Here is a 26,049-nt window from a genome sequence, read left to right as displayed (position 1 = left end):
CTCTTTGTTTGTGTTTGGTGTGCCCAAACCCATATTTTTTCAACAGCTAATCCAGCCCCGCTTCCACTGCGCCCCGTGCGGGCCCGCGCCCGGCGGGGGGGGGGGGGGGCCCCCCCCCCACGTTCCCCATCCGATACCCGACTCGTGGCCCACCACGCAGCCGGCACGCGTGCGGCGGATCGGGTCGCCGCACGTGGCGAAGTTCCGCCCCTCCAGGACGCCGACCTTCTTGGGAGGCAGGCAGCGCGGGCGACCTCCTCGCCGGCGCACCCCGCCGCGCGGATGTCGACCTCAGCGCGGGGCATGCACGCCCTCCGTGAGCCCGCGATACGGCATCCGGACCCGCAGACCCTCGACCTTCACGAACACCGAATACCCAGACCGCCGCGACCGACAAGCCCGCTCCCTGAATGTGGCCCGGAGGGCTGACTGGGGGCTCTGGAGGGGTCGTTCACTGGATCGGGGGGTGATCCGGCGGAGGGACGTTCCTGCTCGATCCCTTCTGTAGTGATGCCGATACTTTCTGTGATGACCAGTCGGCACATTCGCTTCAACCAGGGGATATCGATGAGGAAGTTGGCGGCAGCTGCGGTAGCTGCGGGGTTGTTCTTCGGGGGGATGGGGGTGGCTGCGGCCGCATCGTGGGGTCACGAGTTGAACATGTCCACCACGGGGGCCGAGTTCCGCGGTTGGTACAAGTGGGAGCCCAAGTTCCAGCACCATGGTGGATTCCACGTACGCGGGCGTCTGTCCGACGCTGACCCTGGCGACGGGCACAACGTGTACCTCCGAGCAAAGGTCGAGGGTTACGGCTGGGTTCGCGTCAAGGGCACCCAGAGGAAGACCGTCGACATCGACGAGACCATCTACGACGGCGCAGTCCTTGAGACCAATCACGCAGAGATCCAGCTCTGCCGTGACCGTGGGTCTCTGCGTCCGGACAACTGCTCGGACCTTCGAAAGTTCCGACGCTAAGCGGCGACACCTTCGGGAGCCGCGACCCAGCGGCTCCCACTCCACAGAGAGTGCGCACCACGATGGACGTCATCCTCCGCGCCGCGGGCGTGGATCTCTTCTACGGCACCCAGCAGGCTGTATTCGGTGCCGAATTCACGCTCAAGCGCGGCGAAGTGGCTGCCATCATGGGCAGCAGCGGGTCGGGCAAGTCTTCCCTGCTGTACTGCCTCGCTGGAGTCCTGCCGCCGTCAAGTGGCACGGTGACCTTCGACGGAGTCCAGCTCTCCTGCCTCCCCGACGGGGAGCTCAGCGCCTTGCGCCGAACGCGGCTGGGCTTCGTCTTCCAGTACGGGGAACTACTGCCGGAGCTGACCGTCGAGGAGAACGCGGCGCTCCCCCTCCGGCTCGCCGGGATCAGCAAGGCCCATGCACACGCCATGGCCGCTCAGATTCTGGGGCGGCTCGGCATGGGGGATCTGCTGCGGCGCCGGACGTCAAAGCTGTCGGGGGGCCAGAGCCAGCGCGTGGCAGTCGCGCGGGCGCTGGTCCACCGGCCGGATGTGGTGTTCGCGGACGAGCCGACCGGGGCGCTCGACAGCACCAACGCTGCCGCCGTGCTGGATGAATTCCTTCAATTGGCGCGACGCCAGAAGACAGCCGTGGTCATCGTTACGCACGATTCAGACGTCGCTGCCAAGGCAGACACCCAGTACACGATGTCGGACGGTGTTCTGGCTCAACGGGTGACGGTGTGAACACCTTCGTCCTTGGAATGCGCCTGTTATGGGGCAGCGGGCGAAGGGGGCGAGTTCGTTTTCTCTTGATGGCACTCGGCTCTGCACTCGGAGTGGCCTGCCTCGCCGCAGTTCTCACCATCCCCACAATCCTCGCTGCCCATGATGCTAGGACGGCAGCCCGATCGGCGATTCCAGGTGACCACAGCAACGTCGTCTACCAAGAATTTCTGGACCCCTACGGCTCGCAGCCACTGCGGCGGGTCTTCATCGCCCATACAGGCCCCGGCCCCACGCCGAGCGCACCTGGCGTCAAAGAGCTTCCACCTGCCGGCGAGGCAATCGTCTCACCGAAATTGAGCGAGCTTCTCGCGGCCAATCCTCGTGCAGCAGGGCTTGTCCCCGGACATGTGACTGGCACGATCGCACCGGAGGGGTTGGGAGGCCCTGACGAGCTCTATGCCTACGTCGGTACCACTCGTGCCTCGTTGCCTGAAGCGAGGCCTCTCAGTCGCTTCGGCGCCGACTACACGAGCGAAGAAGTGGTCGACCCCTCGACCCTCGACATCCTGCGGTTCACGCTCGGGTGCATCGTGCTGCTACCCCTCGTCATTTTCCTCTCTGTGTGCGCGAGACTCTCGGGCGAATCCCGTTCGCGTCGGCTCGCCGCCCTACGCCTCGTCGGGCTCAGCGCGAAGGACACCCTGAGAGTCAACGCGGGGGAAAGCTTGGCAGCGGCGGCGCTCGGTGCCCTGCTCGGCCTCGTGGGCTACCTCGGCGCGAATGAGGTCATGGCAAAGGTCGGACTACCTGGGCTGCAGTGGTATCCCACGGATGGGCGACCCGAGTCGACAACGGTGGCAGTCTGTCTGCTGGGGTGCCCGGCGCTCGCATGGATTGTGGGGCAGTTCAGCGCTCGACAGGCTGCACTGTCGCCCATCAACGTTCGGCGGACTGGAGAGCGCAAGCGGCCGAAGAAGTACGGAACGTTGTTGCTGATCCCCGGACTCGGTGTCATCGGAGGCTACTGCGTACTCAGCGTCTTGGGACGAGACCCGTCAGGGGGGGCAGCAAGTGCCGTACTGGTACCTGGAGCGGTGCTGTTGACCGGTGCTGGGCTCGTCTTCGGATTGGCGCCCATCACCGCGTGGCTCGCGCGACGGTTGGCCGGCACAGCGAAGTCCTTGCCCATGGCGTTGGCCATGCGGCGTACAGAGGTGGACCCAGGCGCCTCATTGCGCGTCGTCACGGGCCTCGTGCTACTGGTGTTCGGGGCCTCGCTAACGCAGGGGGTACTGGTCGAGCTCGATCAGGTCAGTCGGCGAACTACTCCCGTTCAGGAGTACGACATCAAACTGAGCGATCTGGATTCGAAGCAGCGAAAGACTCTCACGGGTGTCCCCGGCGTGCGCATGCAGATCGTCACGTACGGATCGTGGTACCACCTGGATGAGGACATGCCCAAGCGCCTCGACCTGGTGGTCGCCACGTGTCATCAGCTCATCACCGCTACCCGGCAGGCCAGGGGCTGCGTAGACGGAAAGATCATGCAACTACGCGACAGCGGCGCTTCTTATCCAGATGACCCTCAACCGGGTGAGAAGTTCCCGTTCGAGAAGAGCGACGGCCACAAGGTCACACTCACGGTTCCGCGGGAATGGATCGACATGTCCGCGTATCAGCCCTCTGTCTTCCATACCGGCGCCCTACTCGTCCCCCCCTCCCTCCTCCCCCCCGACCTGGCAGACGCAGACGGAACTCTCACGCTCGTGAGTCGGGCCGATCCCGGTACCGTCCGTGCCGTGCTCGATGGGATTGGGGGGATTGCTCCCACCGCTTCCGTCGAGCCCGTCGGGATCGTCATTGACTCGCTCGCTCAGTTGACCGTCATCCGGAGTCTGCTCGTCGTCGGGATGGTGCTCGGGCTCGTCATCGGGGTTTCGGCGTTTGTCGTGTCGGTGGCCGATCGGGCCATGGAGCGGCGGGGGCAGGTCGCCGCGCTGGCGTTGTTGGGGGCTCGGGCCGGGACCTTGCGGGTGGTGCAGGTCGTGCAGGTGCTGTTGCCCCTGGTCGTGGGGCTCGGGGCCGCCATCGTGGCCGGGTGGCTCGCCGAGTCCAGTTACCTGATCACCGGGGGCGGCGCCGTGCACTGGGACTGGGAAGGGCTGCCGCTGCTCCTCGCCTGTGCCCTGGGTGTCATGCTCGCCGCCGCCGTCGCCTCCGTGCCGATGGTGCGGCGGCACATCGATCCCGAGCACATCCGCCGGGACTGACCTCATGCCGCCAGCTCGTGCGACGTGCGGCGCTCCACGCGGGGCCTCAGGGCCAGCGTGGTCGCCGCCGCCGCCGTTCCCGCCAGCAGCGCCGTCCACCACAGGGCTCCCGGGCCCAGCGTCGTGTACGCCGTCACGCCCACCGTGAGCGCCCCGAAGCGGGCCACGCCCCAGGTCCAGCTGAACGCGCCCTGGTAGCGGCCCCGGGCGTGGGCCGGGGCCAGGTCGGCGAAGACGCCGGCCGCGATGCCCGCGACCACGGCCTCGCCGAGCGACCAGACGACGACCGACACCGTGTAGCCCGTGACGCCGTCGGCGAGGCCGGTCAGCGCGACGCCCAGCGCGATCAGCGCGCTTCCCGCGCTCTGTACCGCCAGCTGCGGGAACCGGGACAGCCACGCCGTCGCGAAGGGCTGGAGCGCGACGACCACGACCGCGTTGACCGCCGCCATCGCCCCGTACACCGCCGGCGAGAGGCCGCTGTCGCGGACGGCGAGCGGGAGCGCGACCTCGGTCAGCGAGTACACGAAGAGCTGCACGCCGAAGAGCGGGAGCAGGAGCAGGGCCAGCCGGTCCCGGGCCACCACCCCGTAGCCGATGCCGTCCTTCGCCGCCGGGCTCCCGGAGGCCGAACGCTCCGGTTCCTTCAGGCGGATCGTCACCACCAGCGCGTACAGCAGCATCGAGCCCGCGTCGACCGCGAACAGGAGCCAGTAGCCCTGGGCCGCGAGGTAGCCGCCGAGGACGCCCGCCACCGCCGTGCCGATGTTCACGCCCCAGCCGAAGAGGGCGTACGCGCGGCGGCGCCGTTCGCTGTCGACGGCGTCGGCCAGCAGCGCGTACGCCGCCGGGGAGACCGTGCTGCCGGCGGCGCTGATCAACAGCGCCGCCGCCGCCATCGTCCACACGCCCGGCGCCAGGAAGAGCGCGCCCTGCGCAGCCGCCGCGCCGATCAGGCCGATCAGCATCGTGGGGCGGCGGCCGAGGCGGTCGGCGAGGACGCCGCCCACGGCGGGGCCGATCAGGTTGCCCGCGCCGAGCGCGCCGAGCACGTAGGAGGTCTCCGCTCCGGTCACTCCGCGCGAGGCGAGGAAGAAGACCAGGAACGGCGTGACGAGGTAGCCGAGTCGGTTGACGATCGTTCCCGCGAAGACCGTCCAGACCACGGACGGGAGGCCGCGGAACGCGGAGGGGGTGGTGCGGGGGGTCTTGGGAGGCATGGGTTGAGCTTGCTGTCCTTCGCCCCGGGCTATCCATTGATTAAGGTCAGACCGAATCCATTCCCCCTTTCGCCCACCCCAGGACGTGCGACGCATGGAAGCCGGACTCAGTTTCTCCGCCGCCGATCTCGCCCAGACCCGGTTCGCCGTCTCCCCCCTGTGGGAGGTCGTCACCAGCTACCGGATCGTCGCCCACCACCCCGACTCCGCCCCGCACGGGCGCTGGGCCGCCCAGGTGCGGCCCCGGATCGTCCGCGCCGGGCTGGACCGCGGCTGGCTCGCCGCGCTGATCCCCGCCCGCGGCTACCTCGCCGACTTCCTCAACCCCACCCCCGCCGGGCCCTTCCCCACCCTCGAGACCGAACTCGACGCCGTCCGCGCCGCGCCCGCCGCGGACGTACGGAACGACCTCGACGCCCTGGAACGCAACGGCGTCGACGGGACCCGGCTCCGGGCACTGCGCGAGGACCCGGCGGCCGTCCTCCCCAAGGTCGCCGACGAGATCGAGACGTACTGGGAACTCGCCCTCGCCCCCTACTGGGCCCGCGTCCAGAAGGTCCTGGAGGCCGACGTCTTCCACCGGGCCCGGCAGGTCGCCGAGCACGGCTCGGCGCGGGTCCTGGGCGAACTCCACGAGACCGTACGGTGGGACGACGGCACCCTGCGCCTCGTACGGCGGCACTGCGCGCTCACCCGCGACCAGGCCGGCTCCGGGCTGCTGCTCATCCCCTCGGTCTTCGCCTGGCCCCAGGTCCTCACCCGGTCCGTGCACCCCGATCCACCCCAACTCGCCTATCCGGCGCGCGGGTTCGGGAGCGTCTGGGAGCCCCGCACGACCGATGCCACGGACGCCGTCGCCGCCGTCCTCGGCCGCTCCCGCACCCTGCTCCTCACCGAGCTCGACACCCCGGCCTCCACCACGCAGCTCGCCACGCACTGCGGCATGTCCGCCGCCGGCGTCTCCCAGCACCTCATCGCCCTGCGCAACGCCGGCCTCGTCACCGCCCACCGCAGCGGCCGCTCCGTCCTCTACGCCCGCACCGCCGTCGCCGATCAACTGCTGCACCCCTGAGGCAGGATGGGCCCATGACCTCCTCCTCCCCGGGCGACTGGACCGAGCGGACCCTCGTGCACGACGGAGTACGGCTGTCCTGCCGCGACTGGGGCGGCTCCGGGCCCGACACGCTCCTCCTCCACGGGCTCGCCGGGCACTCCGGGGAGTGGGACGCCCTCGCCCCGCTGCTCCGGGACGCCGGGCACCGGGTCGTCGCCCTCGACCAGCGCGGGCACGGCGCCAGCGAGCGGCACCCGGAGGACGTCTCCCGCGCCGCGTACGTCGCCGATGTCGTCGCCCTCGTCGCGGAACTCGGTCTCGTGAGGCCCCTGTTGATCGGGCAGTCGCTCGGCGGGCACACCGCGCTCCTCACCGCCGCCGCCCATCCCGCCCTTCCGCGCGCGCTCGTCCTCGTCGAGGCGGGGCCCGGCGGCGCCGAGCCCGGCGTGGCGGAGCAGATCGGGGACTGGCTGCGGGCGTGGCCGGTGCCGTTCCCCTCGCGGGAGGCGGCGGTCGCGTACCTCGGGAACGGGAAGAGGGACGTCGGGGAGGGCTGGGCCGACGGCCTGGAGGCGCGCGACGGCGGCCTCTGGCCTCGCTTCGACCCCGACGTCATGCAACGCTCCCTCGAGGAGAACGGCCGCCGGGCCTTCTGGGAGGAGTGGGCTGCCGTCGCCTGCCCCGGGCTCGCCGTCCTCGGGCAGGACGGGATCATCGGCGGGGGCGAGTACGCGGAGATGGTCCGCCTGCGCCCCGGGCTCCACGGCCTGAGCCTGCCCGGCACCGGGCACGACGTGCACCTGGAGCGGCCCGGCGTGCTCGGCGGGGTGATCCTCGACTTCGTCCGTCGCGCTGGTCTCTGAAAGGTCTTGCCCTGGAGTGCACTTCACTTCCTAGAGTGCGCGCATGCGCTATCGGATACTCGGCGGGACCGGGATCGACGTCAGCACCTACTGCCTCGGCACCATGATGTTCGGGGCGGTCGGCAATCCGGACCATCAGGAGTCCGTACGGATCATCCATGCCGCCCTCGACCAGGGCATCAACTTCGTCGACACCGCCGACATGTACTCGGCCGGCGAGTCCGAGGAGATCGTCGGCAAGGCGCTGCGCGACCCGCGGCGCCGCGAGGCGACCGTGCTCGCCACCAAGGTGTACTTCCCGGTCGGCGGCGAGGGCCCCAACCGGGGCGGCAGCTCCCGGCGTTGGATCACGCTCGCCGTCGAGAACAGCCTCAAGCGGCTCGGCACCGACTGGATCGACCTCTACCAGGTGCACCGGCCCGACCACCGGACCGACATCGAGGAGACCCTCGACGTCCTCGGCGACCTCGTCTCCCAGGGGAAGATCCGGGCCTTCGGCTGCTCCACCTTCCCCGCCGAGGACATCGCCGAGGCGCACGCCGTCGCCGAGCGGCGCGGGCTGCGCCGGTTCCGCTCCGAGCAGCCGCCGTACTCGCTCCTCGCGCGCGGCATCGAGGCGAACGTGCTGCCCACCGCCCAGAAGTACGGGATGGGCGTGCTGACCTGGAGCCCGCTCGCGTCCGGCTTCCTCACCGGCAGGTACCGCAAGGGGCGGGCGATCGACCTGACCAGCGGGCGGGCCGCGCTCACCCCGCACCGCTTCGACCCCTCCCTGCCGGTGACCGCCGCCAAGCTCGACGCCGTCGAGGAGTTCGTCGCGCTCGCCGACGAGATCGGCTGCTCCCTGCCCGAGCTGGCCGTCGCCTTCGCCGCCGCGCACCCGGCCGTGACGTCCGTGATCATCGGGCCCCGGACCATGGAGCAGCTGGAGGGGCTGCTCAAGGGCGCCCCGGTCGTCCTCACCGACGAGGTCCTCGACCGGATCGACGCGATCGTGCCGCCGGGGACCAACCTCTACCAGCCGGACGGTGCCTGGCGGTCGCCCGTCCTCAGCGATCCGGCCCTGCGGCGGCGGCCGTTGGCCGAGCGCGCGGCGGGGTGAGGGGCGGAGCCGGGTGAAGGCCGGAGCCGGGTGAAGGGCGGAGCCGGGTGAAGGCCGGAGCCGGGTGAGTCGCCGGGACCGGTGGTCGCGGGGCCCCGGTCCGTCACGGGGCCCGGTCCGTCACGGGGCCCCGGTCCGTCACGGGCCCCGTTCCGTCACGGGGCCGCCGTGAACTGTTCCGTGCCCACCACCCGGAGCAGGGCCAGGCGCTCCCCCGCGTCCGTACCCGGCGGCGGGGTGTAGAGGACGAGGCGCTGTTCGCCCTCCGGGGCGAGCAGCACCTGGCAGTCCAGGTCCACCGCGCCGATCAGGGGGTGCGCGACCCGCATCCGGCTGTGCCTGCGGACCGCCACCTCGTGCCGCTCCCACAGCTCGGTGAACTCCTCGCTCGCCCCGCGCAGCCGCTCCACGAGCCGGGTGGCCGCCGGGTCGCCGGAGCGCCGGGCGACGGCCGCGCGCAGGTCGGCGACGTGGAGGCGGCTGTAGTACGCGTGCTCCTCGGCCGGGTACGCCGCCCGGGCCGCCGGGTCGCCGAACCAGCGCCACGCCACGTTCCGCCCGTGCTCGGACACCGTGCACACCCCGCCGAGCAGGGACTGGGCCATCGCGTTCTGCGCGAGGACGTCCCCCAGGTCGCTCAGGACCTGCGCGGGGGTCGTGTCCAGCTGGTCGAGCAGGTGGAGCAGGCCGGGCGCGACGTGGTCGCCGGCCGTGGCACCGGCGGGCGGGCGGTGGCCGGCGAGGAGGTGGAGGTGGTCGCGCTCGTCGGTGTCGAGGCGCAGGGCGCGGGCGAGCGCGGCGAGCATCTGCGGGGAGGGCTGCGGGCCGCGGGCCTGCTCCAGGCGGATGTAGTAGTCGGCGGACATGCCGGCGAGCTGGGCGACCTCCTCGCGGCGCAGTCCGGGAGTGCGGCGGCGGGGTCCGGCCGGGAGGCCGGCGTCCTGGGGGCGGACCCGCTCGCGGGAGCGGCGCAGGAAGTCGGCGAGTTCACGGCGGTCGATCGTCATGCCGATCATGGTGCCGGTTGCGGGCGGTCGTATCCAGGGATCGGCGATCCCAGGGTCGGGAGGGCTCTCCCGTGGGCTTCCGGCGGTCGGCAGAGTCCTCGGTGTCGGCCACCGAGCGGTTCCGCCGGGAACTCCGGTGACTGACACCACCGCGGTTCCGCACGGAACTCCGGTGGACCCCAGCCACCGCGGTTCCGCCGGGAACTCCGGTGGACCCACCACCTCGTTCCCCTGGAGCAGATCATGGCCACCGTCACCGTCGGCACCGCCCGCGTCCACTACGACGTCGAGGGCTCGGGCACCGGGCCCGCCCTCCTCCTCGTCCACGGCACCGGATCGGGCGGCGCCGTCATCAACTGGGGGCAGACCGCGCCCCGTTTCACCGGCGACCGCCGGGTGATCACCCTGGACCTGTCCGGCGCCGACCGGACCGTCGACGACGGCGGGGCGCTGACCGTCGAGACGCTCGCCGCGCAGGTCGTCGCGGTGATCGAGGACGCGGGCCTCGGTCCGGTGGACCTGCTGGGCTTCTCGATGGGGGCCCCGGTGTCCGCGGCCGTCGCCGCCCTGCGCCCCGATCTGGTCGAGCGGCTGGTGCTGGTGGCGGGGTGGGCGCACACCGACGGCGACGAGTACATGCGGAACCTGTTCACGCTGTGGCAGCGGCTGGGCGAGTTCGACCCGGCGGGCTTCGGCCGGAGCGTGACGATGACCGGGTTCAGCCGCGGTTTCCTGAACGCGATCGGCCGCGAGGGCGTCGAGGCGCTCATCCCGAACATGCCGCCCACGCCGGGCACCCTGCGGCACGTCGCGCTCGACCTGTCGGTCGACATCCGCGTCCTGCTGCCCCGGATCACGGCCCGGACGCTGGTGGTGGGCGCCGCGCAGGACGCCACGGTGCCGGTGGAGAACAGCCGGGAGCTGCACGCGGCGATCGGCGGCAGCTCGTACGCGGAGATCGACGCCGGGCACGTGCTGTTCTTCGAGAAGGAGGACGAGTTCGTGAGCACCGTGACGGACTTCCTCGGCTCCCCGGCCCGGAAGGCGGCGGATGTCCCCGTCGCGGCCGCCGCCTGAACCCATCATGGGGCGCATGGGAGACACGAGGTTCATCGACGCGGCGGAGCGCCGGGCGCGGCTCGGGGTGCGGCACCTGCTGGCCGGGAGCGCGCGGGCGGGGTCGGCGGCGGAGGTCGGGGGCGCGCTCGTGGCGCTGCACGGAACGGATCCGGCGAGCGTGTTCCTCGCGGTGGCCGCCCGGCTGAGCGGGGGCGTCGAGCCGGTCGGGGCGGTGGAGCGGGCGCTGTACGAGGACGGGGCGCTGGTGCGGATGCACGGCATGCGGCACACGGTCTTCGTCCTCCCGTCCGCCCTCGCCCCGGCCGTACAGGCCTCGACGACGGCGCCGGCAGCGGTCCGCGAGCGGACCACGCTCCTCAAGCACCTGGCGGCCGGCAGCGACTTCGACGCGGATTGGCTGGCGGAGACCGAGCGTCTCGTCCTCGCCGAGCTGGCGGTACGGGGAGAGGCGACGGGAACCGAACTCGGTTCGGCCGTCCCGAGGTTGCGGTCGGAGTACGTGTACGGGCCGGGCACGCGCCAGGAGGGCGTGCAGTCCGTCGCGAGCCGGGTGCTGCGGGTGCTCGGCATGGAGGGCCGGATCGTACGGGGCCGGCCGCAGGGCACGTGGACGTCGAGCCGCTTCCGCTGGGCGCTCGGCGACGCCCACCCGGCACAGGACCCGGCGGGGGCGCGGGCGGAGCTGCTGGGGCGGTGGCTCGGGGCGTGCGGTCCCGCGACCGAGGCGGACCTGACGTGGTGGACGGGGTGGAAGGTCACGGACGTGCGCAAGGCGCTCGCGGCGGTCGGGGCGCTGCCGGTGACGGTGGACGGGGGGACGGGTGATGCGGGGACGGGTGACGGGGTGACGGGATTCGTCCTGCCGGACGACCTCGGGCCCGTACCGGAGCCGGAGCCGTGGGCGGCGCTGCTGCCCGCCCTCGACCCGACGGCGATGGGGTGGCAGGGCCGTGACTGGTACCTGGACCCGGCCCACCGGGCGGCGTTGTACGACCGCAGCGGGAACATCGGGCCGACGGTGTGGTGGAACGGCCGGATCGTGGGCGGCTGGGCGCAGCGCCCGGACGGTGGGATCGCCCACCGTCTGCTCGACGACGTGGGAGCGGAGGCGCGGCGGGCGATCGGGGCGGAGGCGGAGCGGCTGGAGGCCTGGCTGGGGGACGTACGGGTGACGCCCCGCTTCCGGACGCCACTGGAGCGGGAGCTCGGCGCCGCTCGGTGACGGACCTCGGCGCCGCTCAGTAGCGGGCCTGCAGTCCGGTGACGCCCAGGTCGTAGAGGCCGTCGAGGACGAGGTCGACGCCGACGGCGGCGAGCAGCAGGCCCAGCAGGCGGCCGAGGAGCTCGATCGTGGCGTGGTGGGTGCGCTGCAGGACCGGGGCGAGGAACAGGACGCAGACCAGGTCGAGGGCGATGACGGCCACGTACGCGCCGACCACCGTCGAGCGCCAGCTGAAGGAGTCCCGCTCGGACGCCTCGATGAGCACGGCGGTCATGGCGAGCGGGCTCACGACGTACGGCATGAGCAGCTCGCGCACCCCGCTGACCAGGTCGGGGGCGTCGTCCTGGGCGGTGTCGGAGCCGAGGTGGAGGCCGAGGACGAGTCCGACGGCGTAGATGAAGAAGATGACGCCGCCCGCGAGCTGGAGGGCGGGCGTGCTGATGTGGAAGACGTCCAGGAGCCAGGGTGCCGTGGTGCCGGTGAGGAGGCCGACGAGGACGGCCGCGCCGGAGGAGATCAGCGCGATGTTCCGGAGCTGGCGCGGGTCGTGGACCTGGGCGAGGCCCCCGAAGGCGAGGAGCACCTTCGGGGGGCCGACGACGGAGAAGAAGGCGATGAAGGCGGCGGAGAAGGTGAATGCGTTCACCTGGGCATCATCGGACGGTCGAGTGATTTCTCCCGTTTTTCCGGTTCCTCTCCGCGCGGTGTCGAGAACGGCGGCCCGGCTCCGACTGTGCTGCGAGAGGCAGTAACCGCAGGGAACGAGCGAGGAGGACGTCATGAAGTACCTGGTGATGGTCCAGGGGTCGCAGGCCGACTACGAGGCGATGGTGGGCCGCGGCTCGGCACAGAGCCCCGCCTGGGACAAGGCACAGGTCCAGGCGATGTTCGACCACATGGAGGGGATCAACAAGGAGCTCGCGGCGCGCGGCGAGATGCTCGACGCCCAGGGCCTCGCCGCCCCGTCCACGGCCCGCTTCGTCACGGTGGACGCCCAGGGCGAGCCCCTCGTCACCGACGGCCCGTACGCCGAGACGAAGGAGGTCCTCGCCGGCTACTGGGTCCTCGACTGCGACTCCCTGGACCGCGTCACGGAGATCGCCGCCCAGGTCGCCCGCTGCCCGGTCCCGCCCGGCTCCCCGGACCACCCGGTGGTCATCCGCCCGATCGACGAGACGGGGCCGCGTCAGGACTGAGCTCAGTGCACCCCGTGGGCCCCGCCCGTCGGGTGGGGTCTGCCGTGGGGGATGAGGGCCGGGGCCGTCAGGGCCGTCGCGGCTGCCGTCAGGGCGCAGAGGGTGAAGGCCGTGGTGAAGCCCGCCGCGCCCGTGCCCAGGGCGAGGGTGGAGGCGAGGGCCACGCCCAGGGTGCCGCCCAGTTCGTGGCAGGTGTTGACGATCCCCGAGGCGAGGCCGGCCTCGTGGGCGGGGATCAGGCCGAGCGCGGTCGTGGTCGCCGTGACGAAGACCGCGCCCAGGCCGAGGGCCGCCGTCGCCAGGGACGGAAGGAGGGTCGTCCAGGGGTCGGCGGCCGGGGACAGGAGCGCGAGGGGCAGGCAGCCCGCGGCCGCCAGGGCCATGCCGCCGGCGGCGCAGGCGCGCGGGCCGGCCGTGGTGATCAGGCGGGAGCCGAGGTGGGCGCCGATGGCCGTGGTGAGCGCGACCGGGAGGAAGAGGAGTCCGGTGCGCAGGGCGTCCAGGCCGTCGACCCGCTGGAGGCGCAGCGAGCCGAGGAAGAAGAAGGAGATCAGGAGCGCCGTCGCGACCAGCATGAGGAGTGAGCCCGCCACGACCGGGCGCCGGGTCAGCATCCTCAGGTCCATCAGCGGGGTGCGGCTCCTGCGTTCCGTCGCCGCGAACGCCGCGTAGAGCGCGCCGGCGCCCAGGAGCGGCAGCAGGGCGCCGGCCGACGTCCAGCCGTCGTCGCCCGTCCGGACCACGCCGTACACGAGCGCGCCGGTGGCCGTGGTGACGAGGAGGGCTCCCGGGACGTCCAGGTTCCGCCGGGCGCGGGCGGTCGTGTCGCGCGGCAGGAGGCGCGGGAGGGCCAGGAGGAGCGCCAAGCCCGTGGGGACGTTCACGTAGAAGATCCAGGGCCAGCCCGGGCCCGCCGTGAGGGCCCCGCCGAGGAGGACGCCCACGGCGGAGCCGGTGCCGCCGACCGCCGCCCAGACGCCGAGCGCCCTGGCCCGTTCCGGGCCGTGGAAGGTGGTCGTGACGAGGGCCAGCGCCGCCGGGGAGAGCAGTGCGGCGCCGATGCCCTGGGCGGCGCGTCCGGAGAGCAGCACCGCGGCGTTCGGCGCGAGGCCGCAGACCAGCGAGGCGGCGGTGAAGAGGGCGAGTCCGGCGAGGAGGACCCGGCGGGCGCCGAGCGCGTCGGCGAGCCGTCCGCCGAGGAGCATGAGCCCGCCGAAGCAGAGGGTGTACGCGGTGACGACCCAGGTCAGGGCGGTGCGGCCGAGTTCCAGGTCGGCGGCGACGGCGGGCAGGGCGACGTTCACGACGGTGACGTCGAGGATCAGCATGAACTGGGCCGCGCAGATCAGCGCGAGGGCCGTCCAGCGGCGTGGACGGACGTCGGGGAGTGCGGTGTCGGGAGCCATAACTGTACTGTACGGAACAGTACAGTTGAACTCAAGAGTACAGTTTGCTTGGTAGGCTTCCCGCATGGACCCCAAGCCCGCGCCCACCGGCCCCCGCGCCGCCCGCAAGCGGCAGGCCGTCGTGCGGGCCGCCCGCGACCTCTTCCTCCGCGAGGGCTTCGGCGTCGGCATGGACGCCATCGCCGCCGAGGCGGGCGTCTCCAAGGTCACCGTCTACAACCACTTCGGCAGCAAGGAAGCCCTCTTCACCGCCGTCGTCGCCGGCGCCCTCGACGAACCCCTGCACGGGGACACCGACGGCCCGGACCTCTCCGCGCTCGTCGAGGCCGAGGACCTGCGCACCGCCCTCACCGAGGCCGGGCGCGCCTGGGCGCGGGCCGTGCGCGCCGACGGCGAGGGCCGCGCCCTGCGCACCCTCGTCGCCACCGAGCTGCACCGTTTCCCCGAGCTGGGCCGCGCCTGGCGGGCGCACGGCCCGGCCGGCCACCACCCCGCCGTCGCGGACGCGCTGCGCGGCCTCGCCGACCGGGGCAGGCTCGCGATCCCGGACCTGGAGGTCGCGGTCCTCCAGCTGTACTCCCTGCTCGTCTTCCCGCAGATGGTCTTCGAGCAGTACGGGACGGAGCTCACCGAGGAGCTGAGCGAGCGGCTCGTCGTCGACGGGGTGGAGATGTTCCTCCGCCGCTACACGCCCTGACAGGTGTCATCCTTGGTCTTCGACGGAACCCCGCGTCGGGGAGTAAATTACCCCCTGGGGTATCTGTGGAGGAGTGACAGTGGAACTCGATCTCGCGGGCGCCGAGCTCAAGTCGGTCCTGAACCGGCTGCGCCGGGCCCAGGGCCAGATCTCAGGAGTCATCCGGATGATCGAGGAGGGGCGTGACTGCGAGGAGGTCGTCACGCAGCTGGCCGCCGCGTCCCGGGCCCTCGACCGGGCCGGGTTCGCGATCATCGCGACCGGACTCCAGCAGTGCCTGACCGACATCGAGGGCGGCCGGAAGAACGGCGAGGACCCCGAGGCGATGCGGGCCCGCCTGGAGAAGCTCTTCCTCTCGCTCGCGTAGAGGAGCGGGGAAGCTCTTCCTCTCGCTCGCGTACGAGGAGCGGGGAGGCCCTTCCTCTCGCTCGCATACGAGGGGCGGGGAGGCTCTCCCCCTCGCGCGCGCAGAGGAGCGGGAAACGGAGAAGCACCCCGGGGGCCGCCGCCCCCGGGGTGCTTCCGTATCGCCGTCAGTCGTCCGCGAGGCCCTTCAGCCGCTTCGCGATGCGGGTCAGGCGCTGCCCCTGGTAGCGGGCGGCCTGGAGGACCTCCTCGCCCGGGGTGCCGTTGGCGCCCGGGTGGGCGGTGCCGTACGGGTTGCCGCCGGCCGCGTACACCGCCGGGTCCGTGAAGCCGGGCGAGACGATGACCGAGCCCCAGTGGTGGAAGGTGTTGTAGAGCGCCAGCAGCGTCGACTCGTTGCCGCCGTGGACGTTGTGGGCGCTGGTGAACGCGGTCGCCGGCTTGTCCGCCATGACGCCCCGCTGCCAGAGCCCGCCCGTCGTGTCGACGTACTGCTTCAGCTGCGCGGCCACGTTGCCGAAGCGGGTCGGGGAGCCGAGCGCGTACGCGTCCGCCCACTCCAGGTCCTCCAGCGTGGCGATCTCCACGTCACCGGTGGCGTCCACGTGGGCGCGCCAGGCCGGGTTCGCGTCGATGGCGGCGTCCGGGGCGAGCTCGGGCACGCGGCGCACGCGCACCTCGGCGCCGGCCTTCTCGGCGCCCTCGGCGACGGCCTGGGCGAGCTGGTGCACGGATCCCGTGGCCGAGTAGTAGATGACGGCGACCTTGACGGACATGGTGGACTCTCCTCAGCCGGGTGCGACGAGCGAAGCGGATCACTTTCCGCTTCCATGCCCAGAGTTAAGCGGATTGCTATCCGCTTCGCAAGGGGAACAGGTATGCTCGCATCAGAAAACGACCGACGGGGGAACGGAGCCGGGCGAACAGGAGTCGACACATGAGCGCGGAGAACCCGCAGGCCGGACACAGGACGGCGGCGCCGGGACTCAACCTGCTCCCGACCGTCGGCGCCCCCGCACCCGAGCGCGCCGACGCGGCCCGCAACCGGCGCAGGATCCTCGACGCGGCCGCACGGATCATCGCCGAGCAAGGCCCCGACGCGGTCACCATGAACCAGGTCGCCCACGCCAGCGGCATAGGCGTCGGCACCGTCTACCGCCGCTTCGGCGACGTCTCCCAGCTCCTGTGGGCACTCCTCGACGACCGCGAGCGCCGGTTCCAGGAGGCCTACATGAGCGGCCCGCCCCCGCTGGGGCCCGGCGCCCCGGCCGACGAGCGGCTCGACGCCTTCCTCGACGCGCTCGTCGACCGGGTCGGCGCGCAGCGCGCCCTGCTGCTCGCGGCGCACTCCGCCGCGCCCCGCGCCCGCTACCACAGCGGCGCCTACCGGGTGATGCACACGCACATGGCCCTGCTCATCGGACAGCTCAGGCCGGGCAGCGACAGCACGCTCCTCGCGCACCTGGCGCTCGCACCCTTCTCACCCGATGTGATGCACCACCTGACGGTCGAACAGGAGCTGTCGGCCGACCGACTCAAGGCCGGCGTGCGGGCGCTGCTGACCCTGCGGGCCTGAGACCGGTCCCGGAGAACCCGACCGCTCCGCGGACGGTGGTGGACCGACGGCCTCCGCCGTCGCAGGATCACGCCATGACCACCTATCTGATCCTGCACGGCTTCCAGAACCGCCGCCCGGCCGCCCACTGGCAGCACTGGCTCGCCGGACGGCTGCGCGAGCGCGGCCACGAGGTGCGCTACCCCCAGCTGCCCTCACCGGACGCGCCGGTTCTCGACGCGTGGCTCGACGCCCTGGAGAAGCACGGGGAGCGCCCGGCCGAGGGCGAGTTCGTGGTCCTCGCGCACAGCCTGTCGGTGCTGCTGTGGCTGCGCGCCGGGGAGCGGCGGCCGGACGCCGACCGGGTCCTCCTGGTCGCCCCGCCCTCCCCCGGGGTCACCGCCTCCATCCCCGAGATCGCCGCGTTCGCCGACGGCCTCGACCTCACGGAGGCCGACCTCAAGGCGCGCCTCGTGTACGGGGAGGGGGACCCGTACTGCCCCGAGGGCGCCGACCTCCACTACGGCATCCCGCTCGGGCTCGACCTGGATCTCGTCCCGGACGGCGAGCACCTGAACCCCGACTCGGGGTACGGGGAGTGGCCCTCGCTCCTGGCGTGGTGCGAGGACCCCGCCGTACGGGTGCGGGAAAACGGGACGCCGTAGGTGCGGCGCGGCCGGTAGCGTCGGCCGGATGCATCCCGAGACCGCACCGTACGACCAGGGCCTGCTCGACGTGGGCGACGGCAACCTCATCCACTGGGAGGTGTGGGGGAACCCGGACGGCAAGCCCGCGGTCGTCGTGCACGGCGGGCCGGGCTCCGGCTCCTCCCCGGGCAGCCGGCGCCGGTTCGACCCGCGGGCGTACCGGGTCGTCCTCTTCGACCAGCGCGGCTGCGGGCGCTCCACCCCGCACGCGAGCGACCCGGCCGCCGACCTGTCCGTGAACACCACGGCGCACCTGGTGGCCGACATGGAGCGGCTGCGCGAGCACCTCGGGATCGAGCAGTGGCTGCTGTACGGCGGGTCCTGGGGGTCCACGCTGATCCTGGCCTACGCCGAGGCGTACCCCGAGCGCGTCTCGGAGATCGTGATCGCGTCCGTCACGACCACCCGCCGCTCGGAGACCGCCTGGCTGTACGAGGGCGTCGGCCGCTTCTTCCCCGAGGCCCACGAGCGCTTCCGCGCGGGCGCCGGCCACGCGGCGGACCCCGTCGGGGAGTACGCGGCCCTGATGAACCACCCCGACCGGGCCGTCCGGGAGAGGGCGGCGGCCGACTGGTGCGCCTGGGAGGACGCGGTGCTCTCCATGGAGGGCATGGGCACCCCGTACACCGACCGCGTCGACGACGCCCGGCTCGGCTTCGTCCGGATCTGCTCGCACTACTTCGCAAACGGCGCCTTCCTGGAGGAGGGCGCGCTGATCCGCGACGCGCACCGGCTCGCCGGCATCCCCGGGGTCCTGATCCACGGCCGGCTCGACATGGGCGGGCCGCTCACCACCGCCTGGGAGCTGGCCCGCGCCTGGCCGGACGCCGAGCTGCACGTGGTGGAGCGGGCCGGGCACCTGGGCGGCACGGAGACGGGGGACCTGATCCAGGCGGCCCTCGACCGCTTCGCGAGCGAGGCCGCGCCCCCGGCCTGAGCGGGCGCCGGTGCCGTCCGGTGGGTGAACCCACCGGGCGGGCGGCACGCGCGCGCGTGATGATCGGTCCATGAGTCCCGAGATCCACCTCGCCCAGCAGCCGGAGGCCGACGCGCTCCTCGGCCGTTCCCCGCTCGCCGCGCTCGTCGGCATGCTCCTCGACCAGCAGGTCCCGATGGAGTGGGCCTTCTCCGGCCCGTACACGATCGCGTCCCGCATGGGCCACGACGACCTCGACGCGCACGAGATCGCCTCCCGGGACCCTGAGGAGTTCGCCGCGCTGCTCTCCGCGAAGCCCGCCGTGCACCGCTACCCGGGCTCGATGGCCCACCGGATCCAGCAGCTGTGCCAGTTCCTCGTCGACGAGTACGGCGGCGACGCCGAGGCCGTCTGGGCGGACGCGGCGACCGGGAAGGAGCTGCTCGCACGGCTCCAGGCGCTGCCCGGCTTCGGGAAGCAGAAGGCGCAGATCTTCCTGGCCCTGCTCGGCAAGCAGTACGGGGTGCGGCCCTCGGGCTGGCGGGAGGCGGCCGGGCCGTACGGCGAGGAGGACTGCCACCGTTCCGCCGCCGACATCACCGGGCCGGAGTCGCTCGCGAAGGTGCGCGCGCACAAGCAGGAGATGAAGGCCGCCGCGAAGGCCGCAAAAGCGGCGAAAGGCCAGTGATGGAGCGGGAATTGAGAATTCCACATTTCATTCCTGTTTGACCTGACAGGAATTCGGACGGATCTGTTCACAGAACACCCCCGAGATCGCTAACTTCCCCTCAACCTCGTCCGTACCGGGAAGGACTTCTGTGAACGCATCCCAGCGCCGAGCCGCGGCCATCCTCGCCGCCGCCGCCCTCGCCACCCCGCTGGTCCTTGCCTCCCCCGCCACCGCGGGACAGGACCCCTCGGCCGCACCCGCCCGCGATGCCGCCAGGCTGGCGAAGAAGCTGGTCCGCGAAACCACCGCCCAGGACGCCTACAAGCACCTGCAGAAGTTCCAGGCGATAGCCGACTCGGCCGGCGGCAACCGCGCGGCCGGCACGCTCGGCCACGACGCCTCGGCCGCGTATGTCTACACGCAGCTGAAGAAGGCCGGATACGACGTCCGGTACCAGCAGTTCGACTTCATCTACACCCAGACGCTCGCCGAGAAGGCCTCCGTCGTCGCGCCCGCCCCCCGCGCGCTCGACATCAAGGCCATGACCTACACGAAGTCCACCCCGGTCGGCGGCATCAGCGCCGAGCTGGCGGCCGTCCCCGTCGACGCCGACGGCTCCACCGGCTGCGAGCCGGGCGACTTCGCCACCGGCGCCTTCACCGGGAAGATCGCGCTCATCAAGCGCGGCGTCTGCTCCTTCGCGATCAAGGCGCAGAACGCCGCCGCGGCCGGCGCCGCCGGCGCCATCGTCTACAACAACGTCGACGGCGCCCTCTCCGGAACCCTCGGCGACCCGGCCTCCGGCAAGATCCCCACCGGCGGGATCAGCCTGGCCGAGGGCACGCAACTCGCCGCCGACCTCGCCAAGGGCCCGGTCTCGCTCTCCTTCGAGATCCGCCAGCTCCAGGAGAAGCGCGTCACCAACAACGTCATCGCGGAGACCCGCGGCGGCAACGCCGCCAACACCGTCGTGCTCGGCTCCCACCTCGACTCCGTCACCGCGGGCCCCGGCATCAACGACAACGGCTCCGGCTCGGCCGGTCTCCTGCAGACCGCGCTGGAGCTCGCCAAGTCGAAGGAGAAGGTCACCAACAAGGTCCGCTTCGCCTGGTGGTCGGCGGAGGAGGTCGGCCTGCTCGGCTCCGAGCACTACGTCGACACGCTCAGCGAGCTCGGCAGGAAGGAGATCAAGCTCTACCTGAACTTCGACATGATCGCCTCGCCGAACTACGGCCTGTTCGTGTACGACGGCGACAACTCGGACGGCGTCGGCGCCGGCGCGGGCCCCGAGGGCTCCGCCCAGCTGGAGCGCGGCATCACCGACTTCCTCGACGGTCGTGGGATCCCGCACGAGGGCACCGACTTCACCGGCCGCTCCGACTACGGCCCGTTCATCGCCGTCGGCATCCCCTCCGGCGGCACCTTCACCGGCGCCGAGGGCATCAAGACCGCCGCCCAGGCCGCGAAGTTCGGCGGCACGGCGGGGGTCGCGTACGACGTGAACTACCACGCCAAGGGCGACGACCTGAGCAACATCGACATGAAGGCCTTCGACGTCAACATCGACGTCATCGCCCACGCCGTGGGCACCTACGCCCACGACATCTCCTCCCTGCGCAAGCCGGTCGTCTCCACCCCGACCACCGGCGACGCGGGCAGCGGCGGCGGCCTGCACGCCGACCACGACGAGGTCAGCTCCTGATCAGCGCCTCCGGCGGGCCGTCCCGAAGATCGAGCGGCTGATCTCCCGGCCCAGCTGGGTGCCGATCGACCGGGCCAGGGACGTGAACATCCCGCTGCCCACCACCTGTTCGGCGAGCGAGGGCTCCTCCTTCGGAGCCCTCGCTCCGCCCCTGGCGGCCTTCTCCGCCGCCTTCTCCGCCTCCGCGGCGGCCGCCGCGTCCAGGGCCGCCGCCTCCGCCGCCCGCTGCTCGGCCGTCAGCTTCTCGTACGCCGACTCCCGGTCCACCGCCTCCGCGTACCGCCCGTACAGCGGCGAGGCCTTGACCGCCGCGTCCAGGGCCGCCGCCTCGACCGGGCCCATCAGCGACTCGGGGGCCCGCAGCCGGGTCGCCGCCACCGGCGTCGGGGCGCCCCGCTCGCTCAGTACGGTGATCACCGCCTCGCCCGTACCGAGGCCGGTGAGCACCTCCTCCAGGTCGTACGGCGAGTTCGGGAAGGTCCGCACCGTCGCCTTCAGGGCCTTCGCGTCGTCCGGGGTGAAGGCGCGCAGCGCGTGCTGCACCCGGTTGCCGAGCTGCGCGAGCACGTCCGCCGGGACGTCCTTCGGGGTCTGCGTCACGAAGAAGATCCCGACGCCCTTCGAGCGGATCAGCCGCACCGTCTGCGTGATCGACTCCAGGAACGCCTTCGAGGCGCCCTTGAACAGCAGGTGCGCCTCGTCGAAGAAGAAGACCAGCTTCGGCCTGTCCAGGTCGCCGACCTCGGGCAGGTCGTTGAAGAGGTCCGCCAGCATCCACATCAGGAAGGTCGAGAAGAGCTGCGGCTTGTCCTGCACGGCCGGCAGCTCCAGGACCGAGACGGTCCCGCGCCCGTCCGCCGCCGTCCGCAGGAACTCGGACGTGTCGAACTCCGGCTCGCCGAAGAAGCCCCCGGCGCCCTGCTGCTCGAAGGCCGTGATCGCCCGCAGGATCACCCCGGCCGTCACCGTCGAGAGCCCGCCGATCCCCTTGAGCTCGGCCTTCCCGGTGTCCGACACCAGGAAGGCGACCACCGCCCGCAGGTCCTTGAGGTCGACCAGCTCCAGGCCCTTGGCGTCGGCGTAGTGGAAGATCAGGCCGAGGGACTGCTCCTGCGTCTGGTTGAGCTGGAGCACCTTGGACAGCAGCACCGGGCCGAAGCTCGTCACCGTCGCCCGCACCGGGATGCCGGGGCCGGTGCCCCCCAGCCCGTAGAACTCGCAGGGGAAGCCGCGCGCCCGCCACTCCTGGCCCACCTGCCCGGCGCGCTCGCGCACCTTCTCGCCGTCCGCGCCGGGCGCCGCGATGCCGGAGACGTCTCCCTTGATGTCGGCGAGGAAGACCGGCACCCCGTTCGCCGAGAGCTGCTCGGCGATCAGCTGGAGCGTCTTCGTCTTGCCGGTGCCGGTGGCACCCGCGACCAGACCGTGGCGGTTGAGGACGGGCAGCGGGACGCGGATGCGCGCGTCCGGGTGACAGTCGCCGTCCCAGAGCAGCGCCCCCAGTTCGAGTGCCGGTCCGTCGAAGGCGTACCCGGCGGCGATCTCGGCCGCGGGCCCCGCGAGGGGGGCGGGCGGCCCGCCGTGGGAGGCGGGCGGCTGCTCGCTGACGCTCATGACGGCACCCCAATTCCGGTTTTGCCACGGTTTGCACCAGCATCCCACTGCCTTCGCGTGGCTGCGCCGGGAGCCGCTCGCCCGGTAGGCTTTCCGTGTGATCTTCAAGCGCATCGGAAACGGAAAGCCGTATCCCGACCACGGCCGGGAAAGCACCCGGCAGTGGGCGGACGTCGCCCCGCGCCCGGTCCGCCTCGACCAGCTGGTGACCACCAAGGGCCAGCTGGACCTGGAGACCCTGCTCGCCGAGGACTCCACCTTCTACGGCGACCTCTTCGCGCACGTCGTGAAGTGGCAGGGCGACCTCTACCTCGAGGACGGACTGCACCGCGCCGTCCGCGCGGCGCTCCAGCAGCGCCAGGTGCTGCACGCCCGCGTCCTGGAACTCGACTGAGCCCCACCGAGCGGCTTCGCGGCTTCCCGGCTGACCCTTTCGGGGTCAGTTCGCCCCCATCCGGACGCGATCACATGATCATCAAGTAGGCATCGCCGACGGGCGGCATTACGCTGCGTTCATGAGCATGCTCACTCCCCCCGGCATGGGCGGAAAGTACCGCATCACGGGGGATGTCTACCCCCGCATGCGTCGCCCCCACCGCCGGCGCAGGATCGCCCTCGCCTCCGCCGCCGCCGTGGTCGTGCTCGGCGCGGCCGGCTGGGGGACGCTGCAGCTCGTCGACGTGTTCTCCGGCGACGGGACGAAGACGACGGCCGGGAAGCAGGCCGACTGCAAACCCGCGCCCAAGGCGACCACGGCACCCGCCGCCGCCCTGCCCAAGCCCGCGCAGATCACGGTCAACGTCTACAACGCGACGCCGCGCAGCGGGCTCGCCAAGACGACCGCGGACGAGCTCAAGAAGCGCGGCTTCAAGATCGGCAAGGTCGGGAACGCGCCCACCGCGTACGACAAGAAGGTTCCGGGCGCCGGCCTGCTGCTCGGCGCGCCCGCGGCCACCAAGGGCGCCTTCACGGTCCTCGGCACCCAGCTCGCGGGCGCCACGACCAGGACGGACACCCGGGGCACGGCGGACGTGGACCTGATCATCGGGACCGCGTTCAAGACGCTGTCCCCGAAGGCGACGGCGGACGCGGCCCTGGTCGCCCTGGCCAAGCCCGCGCCCACGGTGAAGCCCTGCCGGTAGGTCGTGCTCCGCGGGTCGGTCGTGCTCCGCGGGTCGGCCATGCTCCGCCGGGACGCCCGGCGGAGCGGACTGCTCCTTGTTCGGAGGAGCCGACCGCTTCTTATTCGGCGGAGCCGTACATGCGGTCGCCCGCATCGCCCAGGCCCGGGACGATGTAGCCGTTCTCGTTGAGGCGCTCGTCGACCGAGGCCGTCACGACGGTCACCGGCGTGCCCGCGAGCTCGCGCTCCATGATCTCGACGCCCTCCGGGGCGGCGAGGAGCACGACCGCGGTCACGTCGTCGGCGCCGCGCTTGATGAGCTCCTGGATCGCCGCGACCAGCGTGCCGCCGGTCGCCAGCATCGGGTCCAGGACGTACACCTGGCGGCCCGAGAGGTCCTCCGGCATCCGCGTCGCGTAGGTCGACGCCTCCAGCGTCTCCTCGTTGCGGATCATGCCCAGGAAGCCGACCTCGGCCGTCGGGAGCAGCCGGACCATGCCGTCGAGCATGCCGAGCCCGGCGCGCAGGATCGGGACCACCAGCGGACGCGGGTACGACAGCTTCACGCCGGTCGTGGGCGTGACGGGGGTCTCGATGTCGACCTGCTCGGTCCGCACGTCCCTGGTGGCCTCGTAGGCGAGCAGGGTGACCAGCTCGTCGGCGAGACGGCGGAAGGTCGCGGAGTCCGTGCGCTTGTCGCGCAGGGTGGTGAGCTTGTGGGCGACCAGGGGGTGGTCGACGACGTGGAGACGCATGACTCAACAGTAGCCCGCCCCGCACTGGCGTCGACCCACCGCGCTGGGGGAAGGTGGGGACACACGGACCCAGCGATGGGGGGTGTGGCAGATGCCCGACCTGGAAGAACCGGCCGAGGGAGCCGCCGAGGGGGCAGCCCGGACGCCGGCACCGGAGACCGACGCGGAGCGCCGCAGGCGCCGCGCCCAGTTCCTCCGCGAGCTCGGTGAGGCCAAGGCGCTGCGCGAGCGCGTGCAGCCGAGACGCGCCCGCGCGGCACGGATGCGTCAGGCCATGCGCATGAGGACCTTCCGCTGGTGAGTGTCCCCGCCGGTGGCCGCTGTGCGCCCCCTGCGTGCGCCGGGGTCGCACGCCCGCCCGATCGCGGGGTCGTTCAGACTGATGCACGACTCAAGAGCCGAAGACCTCTCCTGACGGCGTCGTTTCTGTCACGATGCCGATTGGGCGGGGCATCAGGAGCGCGCCGCCGGTACGTCACACCTTCTGATCAGTGGGAGAGAGTCAGGTGTACTTCGCCGCACTGCTCGCGCGCACCGAAGACGGGTGGGAAGCGAGCGACACGGAGCTCGACGACGTGGAGACCCTGTCGGATCTGGCCGAGCTGGCCCGTGAGGCCTCGGACGACGACACGGTGATCGTGTTCATCGAGCAGGAGGACGCGTGGTTCGGGATCGTCCGGATCGAGGGTGAGGAAGACCCTCGGATCTACGTCTCGGACGGCGCCGCCGCCGCCCGTTCCTCGTACGGGGAGATGCTCACCCGGGAGCTCCTCGGTGACGACCTGGACGACCTGGTCGACGACCTGGAGACGCTGGACCTGGACGGCACCGAGGACGGGGAGCCGCTCGACGAGGACGCGGACGAGGACGAGGCGGGCTCCGTCGCCGCCGAGGCCGTCCCGGCCGCCCCGGTGGGCGACCGGCTGATCCTGGCGGACCTCGGCATGTCGGCGGAGGACCTGCTGGCCCTCGACAGCGACGCGCTCACGGAGATCGCGGACGCGCTGGGCGCCGCAGAGGTCCTGGAGGCCGTCCGCTAGTGGCACCCGCTGTACCTGTTCCCGAGCCGACGGACGGCCGCGCGCCGGACGCCGCGCCCGGTTCCGTACCCGCCCCGGACCGGGACCCCGTCCGGGACCCGTGGCGGGACGCCATGCGGCTCGCCATCGCCGAGGCCGACGCGGCCGCCCCCGCCGGTGACGTACCGGTCGGGGCGGTCGTGCTCGGCCCCGACGGCACGGTGATCGCCCGCGCGCACAACGAGCGGGAGGCCACCGGCGACCCCACGGCGCACGCCGAGGTGCTCGCGCTGCGCCGGGCGGCCGCGGTGACCGGCGAGTGGCGGCTGACGGGCTGCACGCTGGTCGTGACCCTGGAGCCGTGCGTGATGTGCGCGGGCGCACTCGTCCAGTCGCGCGTCGAGCGGGTGGTGTTCGGGGCCCTGGACGAGAAGGCGGGCGCGACCGGTTCGCTCTGGGACCTCGTCCGGGACCGCCGGCTCAACCACCGCCCCGAGGTGATCCAGGGCGTCCTCGGCGAGGAGTGCGCCGCGCAGTTGACGGCCTTCTTCCGCACGCGCTGACCTGCGACGGGATACGGATTTCATCGCAGCGGCACTTTGGGCTAAGCTCTCTCTCGGTAGCGTGTCCGAGCGGCCGAAGGAGCTCGCCTCGAAAGCGAGTGTGGGGAAACTCACCGAGGGTTCAAATCCCTCCGCTACCGCTTCGATCGAAGGGGCCCCGGCCAACACCGACGGCCCGAGGGCCGTGGGCCCGGTCCCCCCCGCACCGGAGGGGCGCCCGGGGGGCGGGGGGGGGGGGGCGGGCCCCG

The 26,049-nt window shown here is 72.2% G+C and carries 28 protein-coding genes and 1 tRNA gene; 22 read left to right on the top strand and 7 right to left on the bottom strand.

Translation table 11 applies throughout. The annotated features are described in order from the left end of the window. Nucleotides 1–528 precede the first annotated feature (528 nt). From ACFV2S_RS13040 to ACFV2S_RS13030, 3 genes are all read left to right on the top strand, one after another. Nucleotides 529–975 (top strand): hypothetical protein, encoded by a 447-nt coding sequence (locus ACFV2S_RS13040; protein ID WP_385557189.1) that lies wholly within the window; start codon nucleotides 529–531, stop codon nucleotides 973–975. Nucleotides 976–1,037: 62 nt separating this feature from the next. Further along, nucleotides 1,038–1,712: an ABC transporter ATP-binding protein gene (locus tag ACFV2S_RS13035; protein ID WP_385557186.1), complete on the top strand. Its 675-nt coding sequence runs from the start codon at nucleotides 1,038–1,040 to the stop codon at nucleotides 1,710–1,712. Next, the gene (locus tag ACFV2S_RS13030; RefSeq protein WP_385557183.1) at nucleotides 1,709–3,964 is read left to right on the top strand and encodes an FtsX-like permease family protein; all 2,256 of its coding nucleotides are present in this window, start codon (nucleotides 1,709–1,711) and stop codon (nucleotides 3,962–3,964) included. Before ACFV2S_RS13035 ends, ACFV2S_RS13030 begins: the two co-directional genes overlap by 4 nt. A gap of 2 nt (nucleotides 3,965–3,966) precedes the next feature. Here ACFV2S_RS13030 and ACFV2S_RS13025 read toward each other — a convergent pair whose 3' ends face one another. After that, on the bottom strand, nucleotides 3,967–5,184 hold the full coding sequence (locus ACFV2S_RS13025; protein ID WP_385557180.1) for an MFS transporter: 1,218 nt from the start codon (nucleotides 5,182–5,184) through the stop codon (nucleotides 3,967–3,969). A gap of 94 nt (nucleotides 5,185–5,278) precedes the next feature. Here ACFV2S_RS13025 and ACFV2S_RS13020 point away from each other — a divergent pair, with 94 nt between their 5' ends. Genes ACFV2S_RS13020 through ACFV2S_RS13010 form a run of 3 tightly spaced genes read left to right on the top strand, consistent with a single transcriptional unit; the run spans nucleotide 5,279 to nucleotide 8,203 of the window. Beyond that, complete coding sequence (locus ACFV2S_RS13020) at nucleotides 5,279–6,256, top strand: DUF5937 family protein (RefSeq protein ID WP_385557177.1); 978 nt, start codon at nucleotides 5,279–5,281, stop codon at nucleotides 6,254–6,256. 14 nt (nucleotides 6,257–6,270) lie between these two features. Further along, on the top strand, nucleotides 6,271–7,101 hold the full coding sequence (locus ACFV2S_RS13015; RefSeq protein WP_385557174.1) for an alpha/beta fold hydrolase: 831 nt from the start codon (nucleotides 6,271–6,273) through the stop codon (nucleotides 7,099–7,101). Between the two features lie 43 nt (nucleotides 7,102–7,144). Continuing rightward, complete coding sequence (locus tag ACFV2S_RS13010) at nucleotides 7,145–8,203, top strand: aldo/keto reductase (protein WP_385557171.1); 1,059 nt, start codon at nucleotides 7,145–7,147, stop codon at nucleotides 8,201–8,203. A gap of 155 nt (nucleotides 8,204–8,358) precedes the next feature. Here the strand turns inward: ACFV2S_RS13010 and ACFV2S_RS13005 are convergent, their stop codons facing one another. Then, nucleotides 8,359–9,219: a helix-turn-helix transcriptional regulator gene (locus ACFV2S_RS13005; RefSeq protein WP_385557168.1), complete on the bottom strand. Its 861-nt coding sequence runs from the start codon at nucleotides 9,217–9,219 to the stop codon at nucleotides 8,359–8,361. A gap of 234 nt (nucleotides 9,220–9,453) precedes the next feature. On the opposite strand from ACFV2S_RS13005, the gene ACFV2S_RS13000 reads away from it, so the two are divergent. Further along, nucleotides 9,454–10,287, top strand: coding sequence for an alpha/beta fold hydrolase (locus ACFV2S_RS13000; RefSeq protein ID WP_385557165.1), 834 nt, complete (start codon nucleotides 9,454–9,456; stop codon nucleotides 10,285–10,287). A 16-nt stretch (nucleotides 10,288–10,303) separates the two neighbouring features. Next, a complete protein-coding gene (locus ACFV2S_RS12995) occupies nucleotides 10,304–11,512 on the top strand; it encodes a winged helix DNA-binding domain-containing protein (protein ID WP_385557162.1) in 1,209 nt (402 codons plus the stop codon). A gap of 16 nt (nucleotides 11,513–11,528) precedes the next feature. Here the strand turns inward: ACFV2S_RS12995 and ACFV2S_RS12990 are convergent, their stop codons facing one another. Continuing rightward, entirely contained in the window at nucleotides 11,529–12,158 is a 630-nt protein-coding gene (locus tag ACFV2S_RS12990; protein ID WP_385557158.1) for a MarC family protein, read from the bottom strand. Between the two features lie 133 nt (nucleotides 12,159–12,291). Between ACFV2S_RS12990 and ACFV2S_RS12985 the strand changes: the two genes are divergently transcribed. After that, nucleotides 12,292–12,708 (top strand): YciI family protein, encoded by a 417-nt coding sequence (locus ACFV2S_RS12985; RefSeq protein ID WP_385557155.1) that lies wholly within the window; start codon nucleotides 12,292–12,294, stop codon nucleotides 12,706–12,708. A 2-nt stretch (nucleotides 12,709–12,710) separates the two neighbouring features. On the opposite strand, the gene ACFV2S_RS12980 is transcribed toward ACFV2S_RS12985, so the two are convergent. Further along, on the bottom strand, nucleotides 12,711–14,114 hold the full coding sequence (locus tag ACFV2S_RS12980) for a DHA2 family efflux MFS transporter permease subunit (RefSeq protein ID WP_385557152.1): 1,404 nt from the start codon (nucleotides 14,112–14,114) through the stop codon (nucleotides 12,711–12,713). Between the two features lie 64 nt (nucleotides 14,115–14,178). Here ACFV2S_RS12980 and ACFV2S_RS12975 point away from each other — a divergent pair, with 64 nt between their 5' ends. Both ACFV2S_RS12975 and ACFV2S_RS12970 read left to right on the top strand, forming a co-directional pair. Further along, nucleotides 14,179–14,811 carry a TetR/AcrR family transcriptional regulator gene (locus tag ACFV2S_RS12975; RefSeq protein ID WP_383796816.1) on the top strand — a complete coding sequence of 211 codons (633 nt, stop codon included), beginning with the start codon at nucleotides 14,179–14,181 and terminating at the stop codon, nucleotides 14,809–14,811. A gap of 79 nt (nucleotides 14,812–14,890) precedes the next feature. Beyond that, nucleotides 14,891–15,178, top strand: coding sequence for a metal-sensitive transcriptional regulator (locus ACFV2S_RS12970; protein WP_366037502.1), 288 nt, complete (start codon nucleotides 14,891–14,893; stop codon nucleotides 15,176–15,178). A gap of 166 nt (nucleotides 15,179–15,344) precedes the next feature. On the opposite strand, the gene wrbA is transcribed toward ACFV2S_RS12970, so the two are convergent. Next, nucleotides 15,345–15,953 carry an NAD(P)H:quinone oxidoreductase gene (gene wrbA, locus ACFV2S_RS12965; protein WP_383801894.1) on the bottom strand — a complete coding sequence of 203 codons (609 nt, stop codon included), beginning with the start codon at nucleotides 15,951–15,953 and terminating at the stop codon, nucleotides 15,345–15,347. Between the two features lie 161 nt (nucleotides 15,954–16,114). Between wrbA and ACFV2S_RS12960 the strand changes: the two genes are divergently transcribed. The 5 genes from ACFV2S_RS12960 (at nucleotide 16,115) to ACFV2S_RS12940 (ending at nucleotide 20,727) form a co-directional block, all read left to right on the top strand. Beyond that, entirely contained in the window at nucleotides 16,115–16,753 is a 639-nt protein-coding gene (locus tag ACFV2S_RS12960) for a TetR/AcrR family transcriptional regulator (protein WP_385557147.1), read from the top strand. A gap of 74 nt (nucleotides 16,754–16,827) precedes the next feature. Continuing rightward, nucleotides 16,828–17,397, top strand: a complete 570-nt coding sequence (locus tag ACFV2S_RS12955; RefSeq protein WP_385557144.1) for an RBBP9/YdeN family alpha/beta hydrolase — start codon at nucleotides 16,828–16,830, stop codon at nucleotides 17,395–17,397. A gap of 28 nt (nucleotides 17,398–17,425) precedes the next feature. Further along, nucleotides 17,426–18,376: a prolyl aminopeptidase gene (gene pip, locus ACFV2S_RS12950; protein ID WP_385557141.1), complete on the top strand. Its 951-nt coding sequence runs from the start codon at nucleotides 17,426–17,428 to the stop codon at nucleotides 18,374–18,376. A gap of 70 nt (nucleotides 18,377–18,446) precedes the next feature. After that, nucleotides 18,447–19,043, top strand: coding sequence for an HhH-GPD-type base excision DNA repair protein (locus ACFV2S_RS12945; protein ID WP_383797546.1), 597 nt, complete (start codon nucleotides 18,447–18,449; stop codon nucleotides 19,041–19,043). Nucleotides 19,044–19,173: 130 nt separating this feature from the next. Further along, the gene (locus ACFV2S_RS12940; RefSeq protein ID WP_385557138.1) at nucleotides 19,174–20,727 is read left to right on the top strand and encodes a M28 family metallopeptidase; all 1,554 of its coding nucleotides are present in this window, start codon (nucleotides 19,174–19,176) and stop codon (nucleotides 20,725–20,727) included. On the opposite strand, the gene ACFV2S_RS12935 is transcribed toward ACFV2S_RS12940, so the two are convergent. Further along, the gene (locus ACFV2S_RS12935; RefSeq protein WP_385557135.1) at nucleotides 20,728–22,341 is read right to left on the bottom strand and encodes a helicase HerA-like domain-containing protein; all 1,614 of its coding nucleotides are present in this window, start codon (nucleotides 22,339–22,341) and stop codon (nucleotides 20,728–20,730) included. 97 nt (nucleotides 22,342–22,438) lie between these two features. Between ACFV2S_RS12935 and ACFV2S_RS12930 the strand changes: the two genes are divergently transcribed. Beyond that, a complete protein-coding gene (locus ACFV2S_RS12930) occupies nucleotides 22,439–22,735 on the top strand; it encodes a type II toxin-antitoxin system VapB family antitoxin (RefSeq protein ID WP_030209440.1) in 297 nt (98 codons plus the stop codon). Between the two features lie 121 nt (nucleotides 22,736–22,856). After that, a complete protein-coding gene (locus ACFV2S_RS12925) occupies nucleotides 22,857–23,483 on the top strand; it encodes a LytR C-terminal domain-containing protein (RefSeq protein ID WP_383797548.1) in 627 nt (208 codons plus the stop codon). Nucleotides 23,484–23,583: 100 nt separating this feature from the next. On the opposite strand, the gene upp is transcribed toward ACFV2S_RS12925, so the two are convergent. Continuing rightward, nucleotides 23,584–24,219: a uracil phosphoribosyltransferase gene (gene upp, locus ACFV2S_RS12920; protein ID WP_150268034.1), complete on the bottom strand. Its 636-nt coding sequence runs from the start codon at nucleotides 24,217–24,219 to the stop codon at nucleotides 23,584–23,586. A gap of 91 nt (nucleotides 24,220–24,310) precedes the next feature. On the opposite strand from upp, the gene ACFV2S_RS12915 reads away from it, so the two are divergent. The 4 genes from ACFV2S_RS12915 to ACFV2S_RS12900 all read left to right on the top strand — a co-directional run bounded on the left by ACFV2S_RS12915 (nucleotide 24,311) and on the right by ACFV2S_RS12900 (nucleotide 25,941). Beyond that, complete coding sequence (locus tag ACFV2S_RS12915; protein ID WP_385557130.1) at nucleotides 24,311–24,520, top strand: hypothetical protein; 210 nt, start codon at nucleotides 24,311–24,313, stop codon at nucleotides 24,518–24,520. A 205-nt stretch (nucleotides 24,521–24,725) separates the two neighbouring features. Next, complete coding sequence (locus ACFV2S_RS12910) at nucleotides 24,726–25,259, top strand: hypothetical protein (protein ID WP_383797555.1); 534 nt, start codon at nucleotides 24,726–24,728, stop codon at nucleotides 25,257–25,259. Between the two features lie 113 nt (nucleotides 25,260–25,372). Further along, nucleotides 25,373–25,801, top strand: coding sequence for a tRNA adenosine(34) deaminase TadA (gene tadA, locus ACFV2S_RS12905; RefSeq protein WP_385557286.1), 429 nt, complete (start codon nucleotides 25,373–25,375; stop codon nucleotides 25,799–25,801). A 55-nt stretch (nucleotides 25,802–25,856) separates the two neighbouring features. Then, nucleotides 25,857–25,941: transfer RNA gene (locus ACFV2S_RS12900), tRNA-Ser, on the top strand. Nucleotides 25,942–26,049 lie beyond the last annotated feature (108 nt).

The sequence above is a fragment of the Streptomyces sp. NPDC059695 genome (genome assembly GCF_042733785.1).
Taxonomy (GTDB): Bacteria; Actinomycetota; Actinomycetes; order Streptomycetales; family Streptomycetaceae; genus Streptomyces.
This window is presented reverse-complemented; position numbering and strand designations above follow the sequence as displayed.